Origin of the sequence: Geitlerinema sp. CS-897, assembly GCF_028368005.1 — a bacterium.
In the GTDB taxonomy this organism is placed as follows: Bacteria; Cyanobacteriota; Cyanobacteriia; order Cyanobacteriales; family Geitlerinemataceae; genus Baaleninema; species Baaleninema simplex.
In genome coordinates this window covers 1-22,532 of the sequence record NZ_JAQNCQ010000249.1, presented here as the reverse complement: position 1 = coordinate 22,532, position 22,532 = coordinate 1, and the positions used below count along the sequence as shown (strand labels likewise).

General features: G+C 53.5%; 13 protein-coding genes and 1 tRNA gene. 10 read left to right on the top strand and 4 right to left on the bottom strand.

The annotated features are described in order from the left end of the window. Window positions 1–181 precede the first annotated feature (181 nt). On the top strand, window positions 182–4,111 hold the full coding sequence (locus POG22_RS15780) for a glycosyltransferase (protein ID WP_498906313.1): 3,930 nt from the start codon (window positions 182–184) through the stop codon (window positions 4,109–4,111). A gap of 88 nt (window positions 4,112–4,199) precedes the next feature. After that, window positions 4,200–5,303: a TRAP transporter substrate-binding protein gene (locus POG22_RS15775; protein WP_063715475.1), complete on the top strand. Its 1,104-nt coding sequence runs from the start codon at window positions 4,200–4,202 to the stop codon at window positions 5,301–5,303. Between the two features lie 138 nt (window positions 5,304–5,441). Here the strand turns inward: POG22_RS15775 and POG22_RS15770 are convergent, their stop codons facing one another. Beyond that, window positions 5,442–6,551, bottom strand: coding sequence for an AI-2E family transporter (locus tag POG22_RS15770; protein WP_063715476.1), 1,110 nt, complete (start codon window positions 6,549–6,551; stop codon window positions 5,442–5,444). A 436-nt stretch (window positions 6,552–6,987) separates the two neighbouring features. Here POG22_RS15770 and POG22_RS15765 point away from each other — a divergent pair, with 436 nt between their 5' ends. From POG22_RS15765 to POG22_RS15755, 3 genes are all read left to right on the top strand, one after another. Beyond that, window positions 6,988–8,139, top strand: a complete 1,152-nt coding sequence (locus tag POG22_RS15765; RefSeq protein WP_498906311.1) for a PEP-CTERM sorting domain-containing protein — start codon at window positions 6,988–6,990, stop codon at window positions 8,137–8,139. A gap of 468 nt (window positions 8,140–8,607) precedes the next feature. Then, window positions 8,608–8,871 carry a glutaredoxin family protein gene (locus POG22_RS15760; RefSeq protein WP_063715478.1) on the top strand — a complete coding sequence of 88 codons (264 nt, stop codon included), beginning with the start codon at window positions 8,608–8,610 and terminating at the stop codon, window positions 8,869–8,871. A gap of 36 nt (window positions 8,872–8,907) precedes the next feature. Then, window positions 8,908–10,410 carry a UDP-N-acetylmuramoyl-L-alanyl-D-glutamate--2,6-diaminopimelate ligase gene (locus tag POG22_RS15755; RefSeq protein WP_498906309.1) on the top strand — a complete coding sequence of 501 codons (1,503 nt, stop codon included), beginning with the start codon at window positions 8,908–8,910 and terminating at the stop codon, window positions 10,408–10,410. A 270-nt stretch (window positions 10,411–10,680) separates the two neighbouring features. Here the strand turns inward: POG22_RS15755 and POG22_RS15750 are convergent. Then, window positions 10,681–10,767, bottom strand: a tRNA-Ser gene (locus tag POG22_RS15750). 208 nt (window positions 10,768–10,975) lie between these two features. On the opposite strand from POG22_RS15750, the gene POG22_RS15745 reads away from it, so the two are divergent. The 4 genes from POG22_RS15745 to rpaA all read left to right on the top strand — a co-directional run bounded on the left by POG22_RS15745 (window position 10,976) and on the right by rpaA (window position 16,638). Continuing rightward, on the top strand, window positions 10,976–11,344 hold the full coding sequence (locus POG22_RS15745; protein ID WP_498906307.1) for a 2Fe-2S iron-sulfur cluster-binding protein: 369 nt from the start codon (window positions 10,976–10,978) through the stop codon (window positions 11,342–11,344). Window positions 11,345–11,565: 221 nt separating this feature from the next. After that, on the top strand, window positions 11,566–14,022 hold the full coding sequence (locus POG22_RS15740) for a glycosyltransferase (RefSeq protein ID WP_498906306.1): 2,457 nt from the start codon (window positions 11,566–11,568) through the stop codon (window positions 14,020–14,022). Between the two features lie 469 nt (window positions 14,023–14,491). Beyond that, window positions 14,492–15,631, top strand: coding sequence for a DNA replication/repair protein RecF (gene recF / locus POG22_RS15735; protein WP_063715480.1), 1,140 nt, complete (start codon window positions 14,492–14,494; stop codon window positions 15,629–15,631). Window positions 15,632–15,885: 254 nt separating this feature from the next. After that, window positions 15,886–16,638, top strand: a complete 753-nt coding sequence (gene rpaA, locus POG22_RS15730) for a two component system response regulator RpaA (RefSeq protein ID WP_017660393.1) — start codon at window positions 15,886–15,888, stop codon at window positions 16,636–16,638. A 38-nt stretch (window positions 16,639–16,676) separates the two neighbouring features. Here the strand turns inward: rpaA and POG22_RS15725 are convergent, their stop codons facing one another. After that, a complete protein-coding gene (locus tag POG22_RS15725; protein ID WP_063715481.1) occupies window positions 16,677–17,597 on the bottom strand; it encodes an NAD(+) kinase in 921 nt (306 codons plus the stop codon). A gap of 198 nt (window positions 17,598–17,795) precedes the next feature. Here POG22_RS15725 and POG22_RS15720 point away from each other — a divergent pair, with 198 nt between their 5' ends. Continuing rightward, a complete protein-coding gene (locus tag POG22_RS15720; protein WP_498906303.1) occupies window positions 17,796–21,758 on the top strand; it encodes a PAS domain S-box protein in 3,963 nt (1,320 codons plus the stop codon). Here POG22_RS15720 and POG22_RS15715 read toward each other — a convergent pair. Next, complete coding sequence (locus POG22_RS15715) at window positions 21,755–22,381, bottom strand: peroxiredoxin family protein (RefSeq protein WP_063715488.1); 627 nt, start codon at window positions 22,379–22,381, stop codon at window positions 21,755–21,757. The two genes, POG22_RS15720 and POG22_RS15715, sit on opposite strands and share 4 nt — an antisense overlap. Window positions 22,382–22,532: the final 151 nt, after the last annotated feature.

Sequence of the window (22,532 nt, the reverse complement as noted above, 5' to 3'; positions counted from 1 at the left end):
CAAAACACCTCGAACGTCAATTTTCGACCTCGATTCGTGCCATAAATTATTGACAAGAATCAAATTTAATGTTAATAAAATTGACTTGAAGTTTTCAAATTTCAAAAAACTCGTCGATCGAACAAAACCGATGAGACAATAAGGCAATTTCCTCTCCCCCTCTCCCCCTCTCCCCTGCTCCATGAACCAAACTCTCATCGTCACCGGAATGCACCGCTCGGGAACGTCCCTAATGGCGTCTCTGATTCAAACAGTGGGCGTTCACATCGGCGACGAATTATTAGAAGCCGACGATCTCAACCGTCACGGCTATTTTGAAGATAAAGAATTTCTCGAATTTCAACGATCGATTTTGCAAACCTCTTGCATAGAAGGGGAAGAGGGCTGGTCGGATTGGGGATGGACGGTAAGCGAACGGCTCGATCGCTCCCAGTTCGATCGCTATAAAAAAACGGCGTTAAACCTCATCGAATCTCGCCAAAGAACAGAAAAAATTTGGGGATGGAAAGACCCGAGAACCGCGTTGATGTTGGACTTTTGGCACGAATTAATCCCCGACGCAAAATATCTCTTCGTCTACCGCTATCCTTGGGATGTCGCCGACTCGATCGCCCGTCTCAACGCCCCAGTTTTCGCCAATAAACCCGACTGGGCGTTACGAATTTGGTCGTATTACAACCGTCACGTTCTCGACTTTTACAAACGCCATTTCCAACAGTGTCTTTTAGTCCACACTAACACGGCATTAACCCAACCCGAACGTTTCGGCGAACTGCTACAAACCAAGTTAAATCTAGAACTCGATAGTCCCTTGACGGCGGAAAAAGTCGCCGAAATTTACGATTCCAACCTCTTACAAACCCTAAATTGGAACCATCCTTTCGCGGAAAGCATCCGCACTCGCGCCTCCCGTCATTGGATGTGGTTGAGGGAACTCGATCGCGCGGCGGAGATTCCTTCAGTCACCAGTCGCCAGTCGCCAGTCGCCAGTTCTTCGGAAAATATTAGCCAACCGTTCGCTGTGACTCAGATGCAAACGCCGTTACCGCTGGCTGTGGCGGCGAAACTTCCCGAAGTGAAGGGAGTTGCGGAACCCGAGGACGCCAATATCGCCGTGTCGGTGGTGATTCCCTGTTACAACCAAGGGGAATATATTCTCGAGGCGATCGCCAGCGTTCAAAGCTGTCAAGAGCCAGTTTACGAAATTCTCATTATTAACGATGCGTCCACGGACTCCCGTACCTTAAAGGTTCTCGACTACCTGAAACAGCGAGGGTTTCGGGTTATCGACCATCCCGAAAACCGGGGACTCGCCGAAGCCAGAAATACCGGATTTCGTCTGGCGCGAGGGCGTTACGTGCTGCCCTTGGACGCGGACAATAAGATTAAGCCGAACTATATCACGCAGGCGATCGCGCTGGGCGATCGCGACCCCCAACTCGGCGTCGTCTACGGCGATTGCGAGTACATCGGCGACAAAACTGGCGTCTGGAAAATCCCCGATTTCGATATCAACCTCCTCGCCGTGGGGAATTACATCGACGCTTGCGCCGTCGTCCGCAAAACCCTTTGGGAAGACTGCGGCGGCTACGACTCCGACATCCCCGAAAAAATGGGGTACGAAGATTGGGATCTGTGGCTGAGTGCGGCCGAACGGGGTTGGAAATTCCACCATATCCCAGAAGTCCTCTTCGAGTATCGCTTCCGCCGCGATTCGATGGTCAGTCGCTGCAACATCCCCGACAACCGACAGCGACTGATGCACTATCTTTGCACCAAACATCTGACGCTGTACGTCACCAACTTTCCCAGCATTTTCGCCAAAAAAGACAGCGAACTCCTCGCCGAACGACTGCGCGTCGAAGAGTTGAAGGCGGAAACCGACGAACTGAACGCCGAAGTCGAAACCCACAAAACTGAATCCCTACAGTTCCAAAGCGAACTCCACCACGCCAACCTGGAAATCGCACAACTGCAATCGCAACTGTTTCCCACCGAGGCGGAGTTAAAACGCACCCAAGCCGAAGCCAAAGATCTCCGCGACGAAAACCAACGACTCCACCAACAACTGTTCGAGACGTTGCAAACCTTAGAGGCGACGCAAACCGAACTCGACGCCGTCAAGGAAAACTCGGCGGCGGCTAACGAACGGCTTCAAAAAGAACTCATCGCCGCACAACAACAAATCCAAGCCCTACAAGTCCACTTCCAAGGGGAACTCCACCGCCATCAAGAAACCATCGCGGCGATGGAGGATACGAAGTTCTGGAAACTGCGGGTGCAGTGGTTTAAGGTAAAAACCCCCGTGATGCGGAAATTGGGGCTGTTGAAAGAAGAGACTCCCGCCGCAGTTCCCCTTCCGCCAGCCGCGACGCCTCCGGTTCCCGAAGACAATCCCTATCAGTGGTGGTTGAGCCAACATTACCCCCGTCCGTCGGATTTAGAACGGATGGCCGAAGACTTGGAAACGTTAGAGTTTCAGCCGACGATTAGCATCGTCATGCCCGTTTATAACACCCCGGCGAACTACTTGGAACAGGCGATCGCCTCAGTTCTCGATCAAGTGTATCCCCACTGGGAACTCTGCATCGCCGACGACGCCTCCACCGTCCCCCACGTGCGCCAAACCCTCGATAAATACGTCACGCTCGACGCCCGAGTTAGAGTGGCCTACCGCACGGAAAACGGCCATATTTCCCGCGCCTCCAACACGGCGTTAGACTTAGCTTCCGGGGAATTCGTCGCGTTGATGGATCACGACGATCTGATGACGCCAGACGCGCTGTACGAGGTGGTTCGCCTCCTCAACCGCCACCGCGACGCAGATATGGTGTATTCGGACGAGGACAAGGTAGACGAACACAACCAACTGCGCGATCCCTTTTTCAAACCGGATTGGTGTCCCGATTCCTTCCTCTCGCGAATGTACACCTGTCATTTGGGGGTTTACCGCCGCAGCATCCTCGAGGAAATTGGCGGGTTCCGCGTCGGGTTTGAAGGGGCGCAGGATTACGATTTAGTGTTGCGCTTTACTGAAAAGAGCGATCGCATCTTCCACATTCCTAAAATTCTCTACCACTGGCGCAGTCACCCGGAATCGACCGCCAGTCGCCTCGCCAGCAAGTCTTACGCCGCCGAAGCCGCCGCTAAAGCGATTACGGAGAGTTTGCAGCGACGGGGAGAACCGGGTATCGTCAAACCCACGAACAGCGGTCATTGGATCGTGCGCTACAACATCCAAAGACCGGGGAAAGTCAGCATTATTATCCCGACGAAGGATTTAGCCAGCGTTCTCGATACCTGTTTGACTTCGATTTTCCAGAAAACCACGTACGCCGATTACGAGGTCATCGTGGTGGACAACGGAAGTGTGGAAGCGCAAACCCATCAGTTATTCGAGAAGTGGCGTCAACGTCAACCCCATCGCTTCCGCGTCGAACCATTAGATATTCCGTTTAACTATTCTCAACTGAACAATTTCGCCGCGTCTAAAGCCCAGGGAGACTATTTACTGTTTCTCAACAACGACACGGAAGTCGTAACGGAAGATTGGATAGAGGCGATGGTGGAACAGGCGCAACGTCCGTCTGTTGGGGCGGTGGGGGCGACGCTGCTCTATCCCGACAATACCATCCAACACGCCGGGGTGGTGTTGGGGATTGGCGGCGTGGCCGGTCACAGTCACAAAACTTATCCCAAAGATGCGATCGGCTATTTCGCCCAGTTACAGACGGTGAACAACTATTCGGCGGTGACGGCGGCCTGTTTGATGTGTCGTCGAGAGGTATTTGAGGAAGTAGGAGGATTTGAGGAACGGTTGGCGATCGCCTTTAACGATGTAGATTTCTGTTTGAAACTGATCGATCGCGGCTACCGCAACGTTTGTTTGCCCCACGCGATCCTATACCACTACGAATCCAAGAGTCGCGGCCACGAAGACACCCGCGAGAAACAAATTCGCTTCAAACAGGAAATCGATGATATGAAACACCAATGGGCGAAGTATCTCGACAACGACCCCTGTTACAGCCCCCATTTAAGTCGCGATCGCGAAGATTACAGCCTCGCGGCGACGCACCCGCTCTCCAAACCCAACAAAGTTTTGAGATAGCGTTGTGCGATCGTCAACTCTCGCCTCAATGTGACGTAAACTACAGAAATCTTGCCAATTCAACGCCAATATACCGCCAAATTCCCCCATGAAACGTCGTAAGTTCGTCACGCAAGCTGGCATCGGAACCGCCAGTGCTACCGTCCTCGCCGCCTGCACTCAAAGTTCCGGGCCCGCTGTCGATGCCACATCGCTCCCTCGCATTGACTGGCGTATGGCGACGAGTTGGCCGCCCTCTCTCGATACCATTTACGGCGGGGCAAAAACTATTTCTCGCCGCGTCAGCGAAATGACTGACGGACGCTTCACCATCACCCCCTACGCCGCTGGAGAATTGGTTCCCGCCTTGCAGGTTCTCGACGCGGTTCAGTCGGGTTCTGTCGAATGCGGACATTCGGCGAGTTATTACTACATCGGTAAAAATTCCGCCTTGGGATTCGCCACGGCGATGCCTTTCGGTTTGAACGCCCAGCAACAGAACGCTTGGCTGTACGAAGGAGGCGGTTTAGAGGCAATGCAAAACATTTACGCCGATTTCAACGTCATCAACTTCCCCGCTGGCAATACCGGAACTCAGATGGGAGGGTGGTTTAAACAGGAAGTCAAAACTCTCAGCGACTTAAACGGGTTGAAGATGCGGATTCCCGGATTGGGGGGCAAAATTATGTCAGCCCTAGGAGTCAACGTGCAGGTGCTACCCGGTTCGGAAGTGTTTTTGGCATTAGAACGGGGGGCGATCGATGCGGCGGAATGGGTCGGTCCTTACGACGATAAAAAATTAGGACTCCACGAAGCCGCTCGATACTATTATTATCCCGGCTGGTGGGAACCCGGCGCAACGCTAGATGTATTCGTGAATCGATCGCAGTGGGATCGGTTGCCGACAGAATATCAAGAGGTATTTAAGGCGGCGACTGTCGAAGCCAACACGACGATGTTAGCTCAGTACGACACCCTCAATCAACAAGCCTTAGCAGAATTAATTGAAGGCGGCACAATTTTAACGGCATACAGCCAAGAAATTATGACTGAAGCGAAGAAAGTCGCTTTCGAGTTATACGAACAAAATGCTCGAGAAAACTCGACGTTTAAGGAAGTGTATGAGAATTGGAATGCCTTCCGCGAGGCAGTTTACCGTTGGAACAGCATCAACGAATTGAGCTTCGCACAGTTTAGTTACGGCGGTGAGTAAATTGCTGCTGGAGATCCCTGGCATCTTGGAGATGCCGGGGATCTGGCTTGAGTCTCGATACATATTTTATGTGTTTTGTCAATCCCCGATCGCGAAAAGTTTTCTGCACCGCTAAGGGTGAAATTCTCATCATCTTCCCTAACTTTTAGGCGATCGCGCGGGTTGGGCGATGACCGTCAACGCCTCGCTTTCCTGTTGTGCCTGAGCAATTTGTTTCGGTCGCAAATAGAGGTTTTCCACGAGCGCCGACGCCCCAGCAAACCAGGGTGGAACGATGAGCGCCCCGATAATTCCCAATACTTGAGCGCCACCGAGAACAGACAAAAGTTGAAATAACGGATGAACGCCGACAGACGTTCCGACTAATAACGGATCGAGAACGTAGGTTTCTAAATTCTGAATGATGGCGAACAGAATCAACACCCACAATACGAGCCAACCCCCTTGAGAAAGGGCGACGATTAAAGCCGGAATCGCACCGAGAATCGGTCCGAGAAACGGGATCAGGTTCGTGACACCGGCGATCGCTCCCAAACCCAACGCGAAATCTTGCAACCCGAGAACTGTCAATCCAGCCGATGTGGTCACGGCCAAAATTGTCGAAACGAGGAGTCGTCCGCGAATGTATCCCCCCATCCGTTGGCTGACAATAGAGGTTTGAGCCGCGAGGCGGTCTTCCCAGGGTTGGGGAAACAGTTGCACGATACTGCGAACTAACGTTTTGCTATCGGCCACCATGTAACCCGAGATAAACAGCGCCAAAATCAGGCTGAAAGCTGCCCCGAGAATGCCCCGCGTAATGCCGTAAGACCGCAAAACCAGTTGTTGGGACGATCGAATCACCCAACCGGTAATCGATTGAGCGTCGAACAGTTCGAGAAGCAGTTCCGGCCGTGCGTCGGTTACTCGGATAACCGTCGATTCGATCAGCGTCAAGACGTCTTCAGAAAACTTGGGAAGTTGACGAGCTAACCGTTCGATTTGGTCGAAAACTGGCGGCCCGATAATTAAAACGACACCCGTGACGATCGCGATCAGACCGAAATAGGCCAAAATCGTCGCCAACCATCGCGGCAGACGCAGAAGGCGCTCGCAGAAGTCTACGACTGGCACGATCGAGGCGGCGAGAACCACCGAAATCATCAAGATGACGATCAGGCTTTGGAGCTGCCACAACAGGAATACGAGCAGCACTACCGCCGCAATCAACAAGATGTTGGAAAGAGAAAGCGAAATCGATCGCTGCATAGTTCACAGAGTTGAAAACGGCAGGTTTAAGGAAAATCAGGTCGAGGACGGACTTTCCCGTACAGGACCCGGAACTCACGGAGAACGGAGCGAGTCAGAATAAAGAGGAGGAAAACGAAACGGTTGCTCTGTCTTCACCCTGTATTCTGCACCCTCTCCCAAAAAACACGCACCCTCGCCTGTTGCAGTTTACGAGAAAATAGAGCCGGGAGTGACTCTCGAGAGTCTCGAGCCGAGCGCCGACTCTTTTCTGTCCGACGGTATGGGAACGAGAACGCGAGGAAAACGACAAGCTCGGACAGAAGAGGCTGAGGTTGTCAGCCAAACGTTGCCACTCGTTCCCTGAGAACTCAAGCGAGGGACTTTCAAATCGAACCGTGCGAAAAGAAGGTCACTTACGCTCAGTGTCGCTAACTATTTTGACCCATCTGAAATTATGCCAGTATTGAAAACTCAGACTGATTTTAGCAACGTCGGGGTTCGTCCGCTCCGAACCCTCGAACAGCCAGCAGTTGGAACGCGACTCGGTCGAACTCTAGGGTGGGCGATCGGGTTCGCCGCCGTCAGTTTAATCGCGTCCAAAGCTCAAGCGATTTTATTAGTGAGTAGTTTTGGCAGCGATCGCGTGTTGAGCTACGACGAAACCACGGGAGAATTCCTAGGAACGTTCGGCCAAGCCAATCTTACAGACAGTGGACTGCTCGGCCCCGATGGTTTGACGGTCGGCCCCGATGGCAATCTTTACCTCACTAGCTTTATCTCGTCAGAAGTTCTAAAGTACGACGGAACGACGGGAGAATTTCTCGGAACGTTCGGGGACGCATCTAACGCCAACAGCGGATTGGTAAGTCCTGTGGGTTTGACGTTTGGTTTGGACGGGAACCTTTATGTCAGCAGCTTTGGGAGTAACGAAGTTCTCCAGTACAACGGAATCACGGGGGAATTCTTAGGCATTTTTGGGGAGGCGTCCACCCTCGGAAGCGGATTGGGAAATCCCGATAACTTAACCTTCGGTCTGGACGGAAATCTTTACGTGAGCAGTTTTGCCACGGACGAGATTTTAAGATACGACGGCGTGACGGGAGCTTTTTTAGGAACCTTTGGCGAGGCGTCCAATATCGCCAGCGGACTCGACAATCCGACCGGTTTGACTTTCGGCCCTGATGGCAATCTTTACGTCACGAGTTATCTGAGCGACGAAATTTTGAAGTACGACGGCGTCAGCGGTGAATTTTTAGGCATTTTTGGCGATGCGTCGAGTTCTAACAGTCCCCTGAACGGTCCGTTTAATTTGACGTTTGGAACGGACGGTTTTCTCTATGTCAGCAGCTCTAATTTTTTGAGTGTGGATGAAGATCCGGTCGATCGCGTTTTGAAGTACGACAGTACGACGGGAGCGTTTGCTGGAATTGTTCTCGATGCGAGCAATACGAACGGCCAGTTGTCGGTTCCGGCGGGTTTAGTTTTCCTTCCTGAGTCCGTCCCCGAACCCGGTTCTGTGTTGGGTTTGTTGGCTGTCGGTGCGATCGGAATCGGTGTGCGGCGATCGCGCAAACCACAGCGATCGCCATCGGTTCGTTCTCTGTAAAGCGATCGAATCGAACGCGGCGATCGCGTTTGTTTGAAAATCTAAAATGAGTGAATCGATTAGCATTTTATGCGATCGAAAATTCGCTATTTTTCAAACTCTATTTTAGCTTTGATGACTTCGCGATCGTAGCTCGATAAAACCTTGCTGCTCGGATCTCATACTCCATTATTTTCTGATAAGCTGGGTTTCAAGAAGTCTTCACCACACCAGACACAGAGAGGGGCTTGGCGGGTCGAGCCAAAGGGTACATCTCAAAAATGTAAATCTATACGAGAGAATAAGGATTTCAGCCTCCAATTCTCATGTTTTTGCAAAACTGAGATGCACCCGAGCCAAACCAGTATTTGAGTCCGAGCGGAGTCGAAGCGTTGAGATTCGGATTCCGTATCGTTTGTCGATCGCCGAACAGTCTGTGGCACAATAACACAGATCTGCAAACGGATCGATCGCCATTCCACATTATCCATGAATCTCATTCTCTACAGCAAACCGGGCTGTCACCTGTGCGAAGGACTTCACGAAAAACTCGTTCAAATCGATAACCTCACCGTCGAACCTCGCGACATTACCACCCGCGACGACTGGTTTCACGCCTATCAATACGAAATTCCCGTGTTATTTTGGGTGGACGAGTCCGGCGTCGAACGTCAACTTCCTCGTCCCTCCCCGCGATCGAACGTCGCACAATTGGAGCAAATGCTACAGAAATATACTCAGATCTCTGGTTAAAACCGAACGAAACCCCTCCGGTGCGAGGACAGCTTTATGAAACTGCGAGAACTCCTCGGGGCGATTTCCCCGCAACCTGCAATTCCCGAACATCCTGCCTTAGACAGCGAAATTAAAGGACTTTCGACCAACTCCCACGCTTGCCAGTCGGGAGATTTATTTATTGGAATGCCGGGAACCCGCGTCGATGGCGGTGAGTTCTGGCAAGGCGCACTCGACGGCGGTGCAGTCGCCGCGATCGTCTCGGAGGAGGCGGCGAAAAAATATCCCCCCCAAAACAACGAATGTGTCGTCGCCGTTCCCGACGTCACTGTCGCCTGTGCCAACCTCGCCAGTTGCTTCTACAACCACCCTGGCAAAACTCTCGACTTAGTGGGCGTTACGGGAACCAACGGCAAAACCACCACCACCCACCTTATCGAGTTTTTACTGCGAGAGGCGCATAAACCGACCGCACTGCTGGGAACCCTTTACGCACGCTGGCCGGGTTTCGAGAAAGTTGCCGTTCATACGACGCCGTTTCCGATCGATTTACAGGGACAACTGGCGCAGGCGCGAGATGCCGAAGCCGAATATGCAGTTATGGAGGTGAGTTCCCACGCTTTAGCCCAGTCACGGGTTCTCGAGTGCGAGTTTCAGGTGGCGGTGTTTACGAATTTGACTCAGGATCACCTGGACTATCACAAGGACATGGACGACTATTTCGCGGCGAAGGCGTTGCTGTTCTCGCCGCAGTATCTTAAAGGTCGCGCCATCGTCAATATCGGCGATCCTTATGGAGAACTGCTGTCGCAGCAAATTCCCGCAGAACGGCTTTGGACGTACAGCAGCGAGGACGATTCTGCCGATTTTTACGTCGATAACCTCAGTTACAATCCCGATGGCGTGGCGGGAACGCTGCACACCCCAGTTGGCGAGACGGCGTTCGAGTTGCCGTTGGTGGGTCAGTACAATATCGAAAATATGATGGCAGCGGTGGGGGCTGCGTTACATTTAGGCTTGGATTTATCGCAAATTGCGGCAGCACTCCCGAAATTTATCGGCGTTCCGGGGCGGATGGAGCGAGTTCAAACCGGGTTAAATCAGGATATCAGCGTCATTGTGGACTACGCCCACACGCCGGACAGTTTAGAAAACTTGCTTCACGCAGTGCGACCGTTCGTTCCGGGGCGATTGATTTGCGTGTTCGGTTGCGGGGGCGATCGCGATCGCACGAAACGTCCGATTATGGGAGAAATTGCCGCGCGACTCTCGGATGTGGCCGTCGTCACTTCGGACAACCCGCGCACAGAAGACCCCGATCGCATTATCTCGGACGTTCTCGAAGGCATTCCCGAGGCGATCGATCCCTTAGTCCTTCCCGATCGCGCCGAAGCCATCCGCCATGCTATTTTACAAGCCCAACCCGGCGACGGCGTCGTAATTGCGGGCAAAGGACACGAAGACTATCAAATTCTCGGCACGGAAAAAGTCCATTTCGACGATCGCGAACAAGCCCGAGATGCCCTCGCCCTCCGAAAACAAGAGATGATGAGATGAGGGGATGAAGACAGTCGCCAGTCGCCAGTCGCCAGTCACCAGTGATGAAATGAGGGGATGGTGAGAAGCTGTAGAGCCGTGACCTGCAACCTCCCCACGATTCCCCAACGAAATGACAAAAGGCGCACCCTAGAGTGCGCCTTAACTGTCAACTAACAAACAGTGAACTAACCCACTGTTCACTGTTCACTGTAAAAGGTGCGTGACGCGGCAACAGCGTTGACCTGACTTCGGCAAAATTGTTTGCTCTGCGTCACACACCCTACAAAGCGGAGAGGGAGGGATTCGAACCCTCGTTAGAGTTGCCCCTAAACAGCATTTCCAGTGCTGCGCCTTAAACCGCTCGGCCACCTCTCCAAGATGGGATTATTTAGTTTTGCAGCTTTACCATCATAACAAAATTTTCGGCGAGTGGGAAGCGATCGCGCGATTTTTTCCAAAATTTTTCTAAAATGTCTCGAAGGGGACGAGTTGTCCCGAGCCTCAGATTTGTCGTACTCTCAATAAAGGACACTTCGATCGCCCCCAGTTGCGATCGCATTTTGCCTCGAGCGTTTTTTAAACTATGACTCGCACTTACGAAGTTCGCATTCACCACCGCCAGACCGGAAAACACTATTGCGTTCGCGTTCCCGAAAACCGCTACATTCTCCAGTCCGCCGAAAATCAAGGAGCGGAGTTGCCGTTTTCCTGTCGCAACGGTGCTTGTACGAGCTGTGCCGTGCGGATCGTATCTGGAGAAGTCTACCAACCCGAAGCGATCGGACTATCCCCCGAGCTGCGAGATAAGGGATACGCGCTGTTATGCGTGAGCTATCCGCGATCGGATCTCGAAGTCGAAACCCAAGACGAAGACGAGGTGTACGAACTCCAATTCGGCCGCTACTTTGGAAAAGGCAAAGTCCGTTTTGGAATTCCTCTCGACGATGATTGAGTATTTAAAGAGAGCAGGGGGCTTCTTCGCCGAAAAAGCCCCCCTGCTGGGTGCATCTCAAAAATCTAAATCGATCGGAGGCAAGCTTGAGTCCCCGATCGAGCTGCGGCAACCTACCCCAGACTACCCCAGACTCATATTTTTACAAAAGTGAGATGTCCCCCTGCTCCCGATTCGCTCGTCGTATCCTAAAGTAAATCATGACGAGCGATCGCAAAACGATGTCTTATCCGTTGGTGAGTGTTATTACGCCGTGCTATAACGGCAAATCCTTTATTCGACGTGCTTTAGTCTGCGTCAAAACTTCGACGTATCCCAATATCGAACATATCGTCATCGACGATGCCTCCACGGACGGAAGTTCGGCGTATTTACAACAGCTACAAGCAGAGTTTAAATTCACCTTCGTCAAATCTCCCAAACATATCGGTGCAGCAGCGGCGAGGAACGTCGCCATTTCTATCTCTAAAGGAAAATATATTTTACCGCTCGATTGTGACAATTATTTCGATCGCGATTTTATTGAAAAATTAGTCGATACGGCGGAATCACTCTCTGAAACCACTTCTCCGATTTATACACCGATGGTTTTGTTTGGAGATGCTCAACGGACGATCGAGGGTAAGGAGTGGTCGCTAGACTTACTTCTACAGGCACCGTTTATTAATATTTGTTCTTTAATTTCTCGTCGATCTTTCGATGCTGTAGGGGGCTTCGATCCTCGATTTCCACTGTTAGAAGATTACGATCTATTTATGTCGATGGCACTGAACGGTTTTATAGGAAAACGAGTAGCAAGCACTCGACTTTATTATAATATAAGAAAAGACAGTGTTTCCGACCACTTTAATCAGCGAGGCGGAGATTTAAAAAAGAAGAAAATTCGTCAACTTATCTTTCAAAAACATCAAGCGGAGTTCGATCGCCTCGGCCTGCGGCAACATCCCGCCGTCGTGGAAACCCTCGACAACTCTTCAGGTCTCCCGTCCGCTCCGAGCGATCCCTCAACGCCCCAACCGACACCGCTCTCTGAAGCAGAAGGGAACGTCAACGAACAACTGCTGTATTTGGTTCCCGGCGACGCGAAAACCATCGTCGAACTGGGATGCGATCGCGGGGCGTTCGGCGTGCGCTACAAGCGCATCAACCCTCACTGTACCTATATTGGCATCGACGAAAACGCCGAAGCGGTCGAAGCGGCAAAATCGCGGCTCGATCGCGCCGTGTTAGTGCCGTATTCCCAACTCGATCGCCTGGAAATTCCCCCCAACTCCGTCGATTGCGTCGTGTTCTCCGCCAACCTCGCCAATGTCGTCGATGCCGTGAGACTCCTCAAACTCGCGCGATCGTGGCTCAAAGACAACGGACAACTCCTCGCCAGCATTCCCAACCCCAACCACTGGCAACAAATTCTCGATCGTTTCGCCGGAAACAGCATCAACGCCTTCGACGTAGCGACGATAAAAAAAGTCTTCGCCGCCGCCCACCTGCATATTTTCGAGATGGAACGCTGTCGCGACAGCAGCAAAGAGGCGCAACAGCTCCAAACCCAACTCGCCTCGATTTTAGACGTTTACCAGATCGATCGCGCCCAATTTGCCAAACGCAGCGAAACCGCCGCCTACATCGTCCGCAGCCTCAAACTCACCCAACCCCTCAAACGGCTACTCGTCCAAACCCTGATGATTTCGACCATGGCGAGCGATCGCGTGCGCGTGTACCAACCCGATCGCTTGCTGCGAACCGTTCCCGGCGTGCGCCCCGTCTCCAAAATGTACAACGCCAGCTTAAACATCGCCTTGCCCGAAGAAGAAAAAGTCTTTATCTGGCAGCGGACGCGATTGCACAAAGACGAAGCCCCCCCCAAACAAAAGCGTCTCATCGACCACGGCTATCTCATCGTCGTAGAAATCGACGACGATCCGCGATTTTGGCCCGAACATATCGAACAGGATTTCATCACCTACCGTAGCTGTCACTGCATCCAAACCTCCACCGAACCCCTCGCCGAATTTCTGCGTCAGTTCAACCCCTACGTCAAAATCTTTCGGAACCAACTTCCCGAAATTCCACCGCCTCGCCAGTATGCCGACGACGGAACCGTCAGGCTCTTTTTCGGAGCGTTGAACCGTGAAGCCGACTGGCAACCCCTCATCGATGTCGTCAATCGCGTCTTAACCGAATTCGGCGATCGCGTGCGGGTGCAGGTGATTCACGACAAATGGTTTTTTAACGCCTTACAAACGTCCCATAAAGACTTCGAGCCGACTTGCGCTTACGATCGCTACCACGAATTGCTCAGAGCCTGTGACGTGGCGTTGCTTCCCCTCAACCCCACCGAATTCAACAGCATGAAATCGGATTTGAAGTTCATCGAATGCGCCAGCCACGGCGTCACCGTCTTAGCCAGTCCGACGGTGTACGCGCGATCGATCGTCGATGGCGAAACCGGATTGTTGTACAATTCTCTACCCGAGTTCGAGACGAAACTCCGCCGCTTACTGCAAGATACCCCGTGGCGTCGTCAAATGGCGAACAACGCCTATCGCTGGGTTCGCGACAACCGCCTACTCTCCCAACACTACCGAGAACGGTACGATTGGTATCTCGAAATGCGTTCCCGTCTTCCCGAGTTAAATGAAGCTCTACGCCAGCGGGTTCCCGAGATATTTCGGTGACGAGGTGATGGGGTGATGATGGGATGATGGAATGAGGTGAAGGAGACAATCGTAGGGTGCCGAGACGCGGACAAAAACATCGCGCCGAAATCCGGTAAATGTAATTACCGCGTCACGCACCGCGCCCCACCGAAAAATGGAGAAGACAATCGTAGGGTGCCGTGACGCGGACAAAAACATCGCGCCGAAATCCGGTAAATGTGATTACCGCGTCACGCACCGCGCCCACCGAAAAATGGAGAAGACAATCGTAGGGTGCCGTGACGCGGACAAAAACATCGCGCCGAAATCCGGTAAATGTGATTACCGCGTCACGCACCGCGCCCACCGAAACAGGGCGGACAAAAACATCGCGCCGAAATCCGGTCGAGATAACTCCCACGTCACCCACCGCCCTCCACCGAACAATAAAGTCCCTCATTACGATCGAACGTTATCAATTATCAATTATTAACTATCAATTGCTTCGATGTATTTAAAAACGCTACATTTACAACAGTTTCGCAACTACCAAGAAACCTGCGTTACCTTTGGTGCGCCGAAGACGATTTTAGTCGGAAATAACGCCCAAGGAAAATCGAACCTATTAGAAAGTGTGGCGTTATTATCGACATTAAAAAGTCAGCGAGCCAACAGCGATCGCGAATTAGTCCGAGACGAAGAACCGATCGGACGAGTCAGTGGAACGTTAGAACGTATCACGGGGGAAGTTGAATTAGATGTCATTTTACGGCGATCGGGACGGCGAACGGTGTCTGTCAACAGCGAAACCTGTCGGCGACAAGTGGATTTTCTCGGACTGCTCAACGTCGTAGAATTTTCTAGTCTCGACTTAGATTTAGTACGCGGTTCCCCGGACGATCGCCGCCGCTGGCTCGATGGATTGGTGATTCAGCTCGAACCAGTTTACGCCCATTTGTTGCGGGAATACGGACAAATTTTGCGCCAGCGTAACGCCTTTCTCAAACAGATGAAAGGAAAAGGAGGCGCGGAATTCGAGGCCATGCGATCGGTGTTCGACTTGCAACTGGCGACGGCGGGGGCGAAAGTGATGCGGCGGCGCTGGCGAGCCGTGCGACGGTTGGCTCCCCTCGCGCAAGAGTGGCATCGCAACATTAGCGGACAAACCGAAGTATTATCCGTTGAATACGCACCTCACGTTCGCGATATTGCCAATTTTAACGATGCAGAAGCCGTTCGTCGGGATTTTCTAACCCAGCTGCGCGATCGCGCCGTTCCCGAACTCCATCAAGGGAGTACCCTCGTCGGACCGCATCGAGACGAAGTATATTTAGCGATCGATCGCACCCCCGCACGACAGTACGGCTCCCAAGGACAGCAACGAACCCTCGTCCTAGCCTTGAAACTGGCCGAATTGCAACTGATCGAGGACGTTGTGGGAGAACCCCCCGTACTGCTTCTCGACGACGTACTCGCCGAACTCGACCTCAACCGACAGAACCAACTGCTCGAAACCATCGAAGATCGTTTCCAAACCCTGATTTCCACCACGCACCTCGGCGCGTTCGACGCTCAGTGGCTGCACGCCTCGCAGATTCTCTCGGTATCTGGAGGACGGCTGAGTCCGACCCCCGAACCCGTGACTTAGTTTCGAGGCAATGGTGAAGCTGAGTTAAAAAAGTTTGGAAAAATTTAAAATTCTCACGAGTCTCGTTACGAAGTGAGAATGGTTGCCTATAATCAGTACAGGATTCTTCGCATTCAGTAACAGTTGGCGTAACAGTTCGCGAAGAACCTTTACAAAAGCGAGTTCGTAGTACAGTCGGCCGAACCGACAGTCAGACGACGACGCGATCGCACCTGCGAATCTTTCACACACCCGCTCGTAAACATTGATTAATGATGCCTCGGATACTCGTTATCGACGATGACCCTTCAATTTCGGAACTCGTCGCCATTAACCTGGAAATGGCGGGCTACGAAGTCAGCCAAGCTAAGGACGGTGTGAAAGCACAAGCGCTAGCCATGCAGCTCGTCCCCGATCTCATCGTGTTGGACTTGATGCTCCCTAAAGTCGATGGATTCACGGTTTGTCAACGGCTTCGCCGAGACGAGCGCACGGCTGACATTCCCATTTTGATGTTGACGGCTCTCGGACAAACCCAGGAAAAAGTCGAAGGTTTTAACGCTGGTGCTGACGACTACATGACCAAACCCTTTGAAATCGAGGAGATGTTGGCGAGGGTGCGGGCGCTGTTGCGACGAACCGATCGCATTCCCCAGGCCGCCAAACACACGGAAATCCTCAACTACGGACCGCTGACGCTAGTTCCAGAACGGTTCGAGGCCATCTGGTTCGATAAAACCGTCAAACTGACTCATTTAGAGTTCGAGTTACTGCACTGTTTGCTACAGCGTCACGGTCAAACGGTCTCTCCAAGTGCCATCCTCAAAGAAGTCTGGGGCTACGATCCCGACGACGACATCGAAACCATTCGCGTTCACATCCGACATCTGAGGACGAAAATGGAACCCGATCCCCGCCATCCCAAGTACATCAAAACGGTGTACGGAGCGGGGTATTGCTTGGAGTTACCGGGAAACCAGTACACGGAAGAGGAAGAAACGGCATCGACCGAACCCTCGCGTAGCTAACCTCTGCGGTGTAGCCATTCGGGGCGATCGCGCATCGTTCAGTTGCGGTGGTTGTTGTTGTAGTGAATGCGAGCGCCAGCCCAAAGCAGTTTGTCTCGTAACGTCCCGAAGTAAGAATAGTCTTCTCGTAGAATGACGAACTGTGCCATACAGTCGGCCATACGCACGTCAACGCGCTGTCCGGGCCAGATCGCCGTCGCGAGAGCGCCGTCCATCCAGAGTTTCGTGTTCAAATCCCGGTCTTCTAGCGGCCAGATACTGACGACCGAACCCGGAGGAAGGACGAGGGGACGACTCGACAAACTCAAAGGACAAATCGGGGTGACGGCGATCGCGTTCATACCGGGATGGACGATCGGACCGTTAGCAGACAGCGTATAACAAGTCGAACCCGTGGGCGTCGCCACGAGCAGACCGTCCCCCTGATATTGATCGACGATTTCGCCGTCGATTTCCATTTCTAAGATCGACGTGAGCATTCGATCGATCGCAGCGGGTTTGATACACATTTCGTTGAGTGCCAAATAGCGATCGCTGACGGGGTCTTGATTGGAGCGATCGCCCTCGTAAATCGCCGCCTGCAACATCATGCGACGTTGTAAGGCGAATCGATCTTCGCTGAGACGATCCCAAACCCCCTCCGTATCTTGAAAAATCTCGAGGGGTTCGGTCAAAAACCCTAAATGTCCGCCGACGTTCACCGCCAAAACGGGAATTCCTTCCGGCGATAAATGGCGGGCGGCCGTCAACGCCGTACCGTCTCCCCCCAGTACGATGCCCAGATCGATTTTTTGCGTCGAAGAGGCTAAAAATACCGGATAGGGGTTATCCTTGGGACCGCTAGGCCCCAGTAAAACATGACAGCCGCGACGCTCGAGCTGCTTGGCACAATCTTCAGCCCAGCGTTTGCTCGTGGCGTCGCCTGCTTTGTGGGCGATGATAACTTGTTTGAGCTGCACGATAGTTGTCGCGAAACGTCCCGATCTGTCCTATTATCCTGGCTTGTCTCGAGCGGTGCAATTCTCTGCCGCTCGTTTGGCGAGGACACAACATGATTTCTTGACAGTCGGCTCGTTATTATATTAAGGAGTTCCGTTCAAGCCTTGTCGCAGCACGATCGCCCAACTTAGAGAGCCGTTCGACATAGTTCTAAACTCGTGAAGTTGACGTTCTTCTCTTTCCCCGGCTCGAAACGACCGATCTCAGTTTCTCTGCGAGCAGTTCTCGTCGTTCCGTTTCTCACCCAAATTCTGCTGACAGTCGGTCTGACGGGGTACTTGTCCTTTCGCAACGGACGGCGAGCCGTCGAAGACTTAGCCGGACAACTGCTCGATCGCGTGGCCGTGCAAGTGCGCGATCGCCTCGAGACCTACCTTCACAATCCCCATCGCATCGTCGCCAACAGCGTTCGCCAAATTCGCCACGGCCATCTCGATCCCGACGACCTCGACGACCTCGAACGTCACCTGTGGCACGAACTCACGACCTTCGATCGCGTGACCAGCGTTCACTTCACCCGCTCGAACGGGCAATGGTTGGGAGTCGGCCGCGACCTGACCGGCACGATCTTACCGCCGAACACCATCGGTCTGGCCGAAATTCGCTCGTCCGACCTCAACACCCGTACCGAACATCTCCTCGACAGTCGAGGCCAGCGCGTTATCCCCCTGCGCTCGATCGCGAGTTCCGATCCCCGCTCTCGTCCTTGGTATCGCAGCGCGATCGCCTTGGACAAGCAGGTATGGACTGAGATCTTCGCTTGGCAAGCGTTTCCCCTGGCCGGACTCACCGCAACCGCCCCAGCCTACAACGAAACGGGCGACTTCGTCGGCACGTTCGCCGCCGACGTAACCCTCTCAGAAATCAGTCACTTCCTCGAACAACTGGACTTTTCCCCGTCGGGAGAAGCGTTTGTCGTCGAATCCTCGGGCAATCTCGTCGCGAGTTCCACCCTCGAACGTCCCTATCTCGACGTGACCGACAGGGGATACTTAATGCGACTTCCAGCCATCCAAAGCCGCGATTCCCTGACCCGCTCGACCGCGCGGTATCTCGTGCGGCAGTTCGGCCGTTTCGACGAAATCTCGACCCAACAATCCTTCCGACTGACTTGGAACGACCGACGCCATTTCGTGCGAGTTACGCCCTACCGCGACGAATACGGTCTGAATTGGGCGATCGTCGTCGTCGTTCCCGAGTCGGATTTTATCGCGCAAATCCAACAAAACACCCGTACCACCGTGGCGTTGTGCGTCTTAGCTGGGGCGATCGCCACCGTTCTCGGCCTGCAAACTGCTACCTGGATTGCCCGGCCGGTGCGACGACTCCAACAAGCCAGTCATACCTTAGCCGAAGGACACTGGAAACAGTCCTTCGAGATCGCAACGCCCATCGCCGAACTGCGAGACCTCGCCACCTCGTTCGATCGCACCGCCTTACAACTGCAACGGTCGCTAAAATCGACGCAAACGGCACTTCAAGAGTCGGAGGCCAAATTTACCAAGATTTTTCATAGCAGCCCCGATAGCATTGCCATTTTGTCCTGGCCCGAGGGACGGTATCTCGAGGCGAACGAAGCGTTTTTACGAGCGAACGGCTACCGTCGAGAAGAAGTTCTCGGGAAAACCACGTCGGAATTAGGATGGGTGGTGCGGTGCGATCGGATCGACGAAGCACAGCAAGCATTAGAAAACGACGGATCGCTGCAACTCCTCGAAGTCGACGCGCGGATTAAATCGGGCGAGATCCGAACCTTTCAAGTGTCGGCCGAACGCTGCGACATCAACGGACAGTCTTGTCTCGTCAGTATCTCGCGGGATATTACCGATCGCAAACGCGCTGAAGCAGCCCTCCGTCAGAGCGAACGACAGTTTCGCAGCGCCTTCGATACGGCTGCGGTGGGCATGGCACTCGTCTCCCCCGAGAACAAAATCCTCAAAGTCAATGCTGCCTTGTGCCAAATGCTCGGCTACAGCGAGACGGAATTACAAGCCCTGACGGTGAAGGATGTCAGCGCCCCCGCAGATCTCGACACCGATCTTCAATATGCCCGAAAACTCCTCAACGGCGAAATTGCCTATTACCATCTCGAAAAACGCTACGTTCGCAAAGACGGTGGCTTAGTCTGGGGTCTGCTGAGCGTCTCCTTGGTTCGAGACAGTCAAAACCAACCGCGTTACGTCATTGCCCAAGTTCAAGACATCACCGATCGCAAATTAGCCGATCTCGCCTTACTCGAAAGCGAACGCCGCTACGCGACCCTCACTGAAATTTCTCCAGTCGGTATTTTCAGGGCAGACCCTCGTGGTGTTTGTCGCTACGTCAACCAACACTGCTGTAGGATGTTAGGTCGCTCTACCAGCGAGCTGTTCGGTCAGAACTGGTCTGAGGCGTTGCATCCCGACGATCGCGAGGCCGTTCTCGAGGCGTGGCAGCGCGCGACGACCACTCACGGCGTTTTTCAACTCGAATACCGATTTTTGCGTCCAGACGGACAAACGGTGTGGGTATGGGGTCAGGCGGCGCCGGACTTCGACACCCACGGCCGACTGGCGGGCTTTGTGGGAACCCTCACCGATATTACCGATCGCAAACACGTCGAAGTGGCTCTGCAACAGGCCAAGGACACGGCCGAGGCTGCCAATCACGCCAAGAGTACCTTTCTGGCGAATATGAGCCACGAGCTGCGAACGCCTCTCAATGCCATTCTCGGCTTCGTGCAGCTCCTGCGACTCGACGGCGATACGACGCCGAGCCAACGGGAACGGCTCGATATTATCAATCGCAACGGCGAGCATCTGCTGGAGTTGATTAACGACGTTCTCTCGATCTCGAAAATCGAAGCCAATCGCCTCACCCTCGATTTAGAAACCTTCGATCTCGATGTCGTTCTCGATCGCCTCCGAGACACGTTCTCGCTCCAAGCGCGATCGAAACATCTCGCCTTCGAGATCGAACGCACCGCCGACGTACCGTCTTCGCTCCGCACCGATCGCCGCAAACTCGAGCAAGTTCTCACGAACCTCCTCGGAAACGCTTTTAAGTTTACTGAAACTGGAGGTGTCGCCTTGCGCCTGTGGTGCGAAACGTCCGACTCACAGTCCGAACGGCTCGGGTTCGAGGTGGCCGATACGGGATGCGGTATTGCCCGAGAGGAACTCGCCGCCGTGTTCGAGCCGTTCGTCCAGTCCGAAAGCGGACGGCGATCGCCGCAGGGGACGGGGTTGGGATTGCCCATCAGTCGCCGTTTCGTTCGATTGATGGGGGGAGATATGACCCTGACGAGCGAGCTGGGCCGCGGAACCCGAGTTCGCTTCGAGATCGCCTTCGATCGCGCGAGCGACCCTCAGAACGGGCGATCGCCAAACCGCCTCGACGGAAAACTTCCGGTGGCCTCGCGATCGCGCTGTTCCGTTTCTGCTTTAGCGCCCCACTGCCGGAAATATCGAATTTTGGTGGCTGAAGACACCTCAGACAACCGACTCTTGTTGTTGCAATGGCTTGCCGCTGTGGGATTCGAGACCCTCGAAGCCTGCGACGGGGAAGTCGCGGTTCGTCGGTGGCAACAGGACGCCCCCGATTTGATTTTAATGGATTTACAAATGCCTCGAATCGATGGATACGAAGCTACGAAACGTATTCGCGCCCTCGAACGCTGTTCTCCTCGGCGGCGGCGAACCCCCATCCTGGCTACGTCAGCCCATGCGTTCGAGTCGGAACGCCGCGACAGCCTCGCCGTCGATTGTGACGAATATATTCGCAAACCGATTACTGCGACGGTCTTGTTTGCCACGATCGCCCGTTACCTGAACGTAGACTATCTTTATGAGGAGTCCGAACAGATGGGAGAGTCCGTCGAATCGAGCCTCTCAGATCCCGAACGCTCGCTCGAAGCGATCGCCACGATGCCGCACTCCTGGGTGCAACAGCTCGATCGCGCAGCGGCGATCGCAGACGAGGGGCAAGTTCGTCAGTTACTCGCCGCCGTGTCCCGAGACGGTCTCGACGAAGAAACGGCCGCGCTGCGAGAGGATTTGGTTCGCGAGATGACCGAGCTCGTAGACGATTTTCGCCTCGATGTCGTTCTCGATCTCCTGCAACCGTTTCGCGATCGAACCTAGGACTGGGAATTTTCGGACGGATGTTCTCTCTCGGCTTCTACGGTGTTTGTCGTGTCCTGGGAATCTGCCACGCTCTCGGCTTTTTCTAACAACATCTCGGTGGGAGCGTTCGGTTCGAGGAAGGAAAACAGGTGTTTGTAACGCAACTTACCCTGACGATCTAAGACGAACTGGGCGGGTAACGGTGCGCCGAGGGCTTGTCCGACCCGGTACGCCCGAAAGACGTTACAGTCAGAATCGCTCAACAAAGGGAGTTTCAAGCCTAAATCCCGCACGACGATCTGACTTTGGCGCTCGTCGATGCTGGCGATCGTGAAGACTTCTACGCCGAGTGCTTGGAACGTTTCGTACTGCTCGTTCAGTTGGACGAGGTGGGGAAAACACAGGGGACAGTATTGTTTTTCGGTGAAAATCCGTGTAAATGCCAGAACGACCGGCTGTTTTCCTCGATAGTCCCGCAGGCGAACGCGACGTTGGTTGGTGATGTCCGGTAACTCGAAATCTGGAGTCGCGACTTCGTAGTAAGACTGGTTGGTGGCGGGAAAGGGGAGGAAGTTTTTAAAAAAACGAGGGTTGAGTAAGCCGCGAAAGTCTGTCGAAGTGAGTCGGATTGATTTCAACATGGTGAGTTCCCTATCAAGATCCGTCGCAGTACTCCGCCTATACCGCGAAGCGGTTAGGGGGTGGTGAAGCGGCGGTGAGTTGAGGTGCGTCCCCTGAACAATGCGATAGCGAGAGAAGGGGATAGCGCCGAAACGAGCAATCAAATATAAT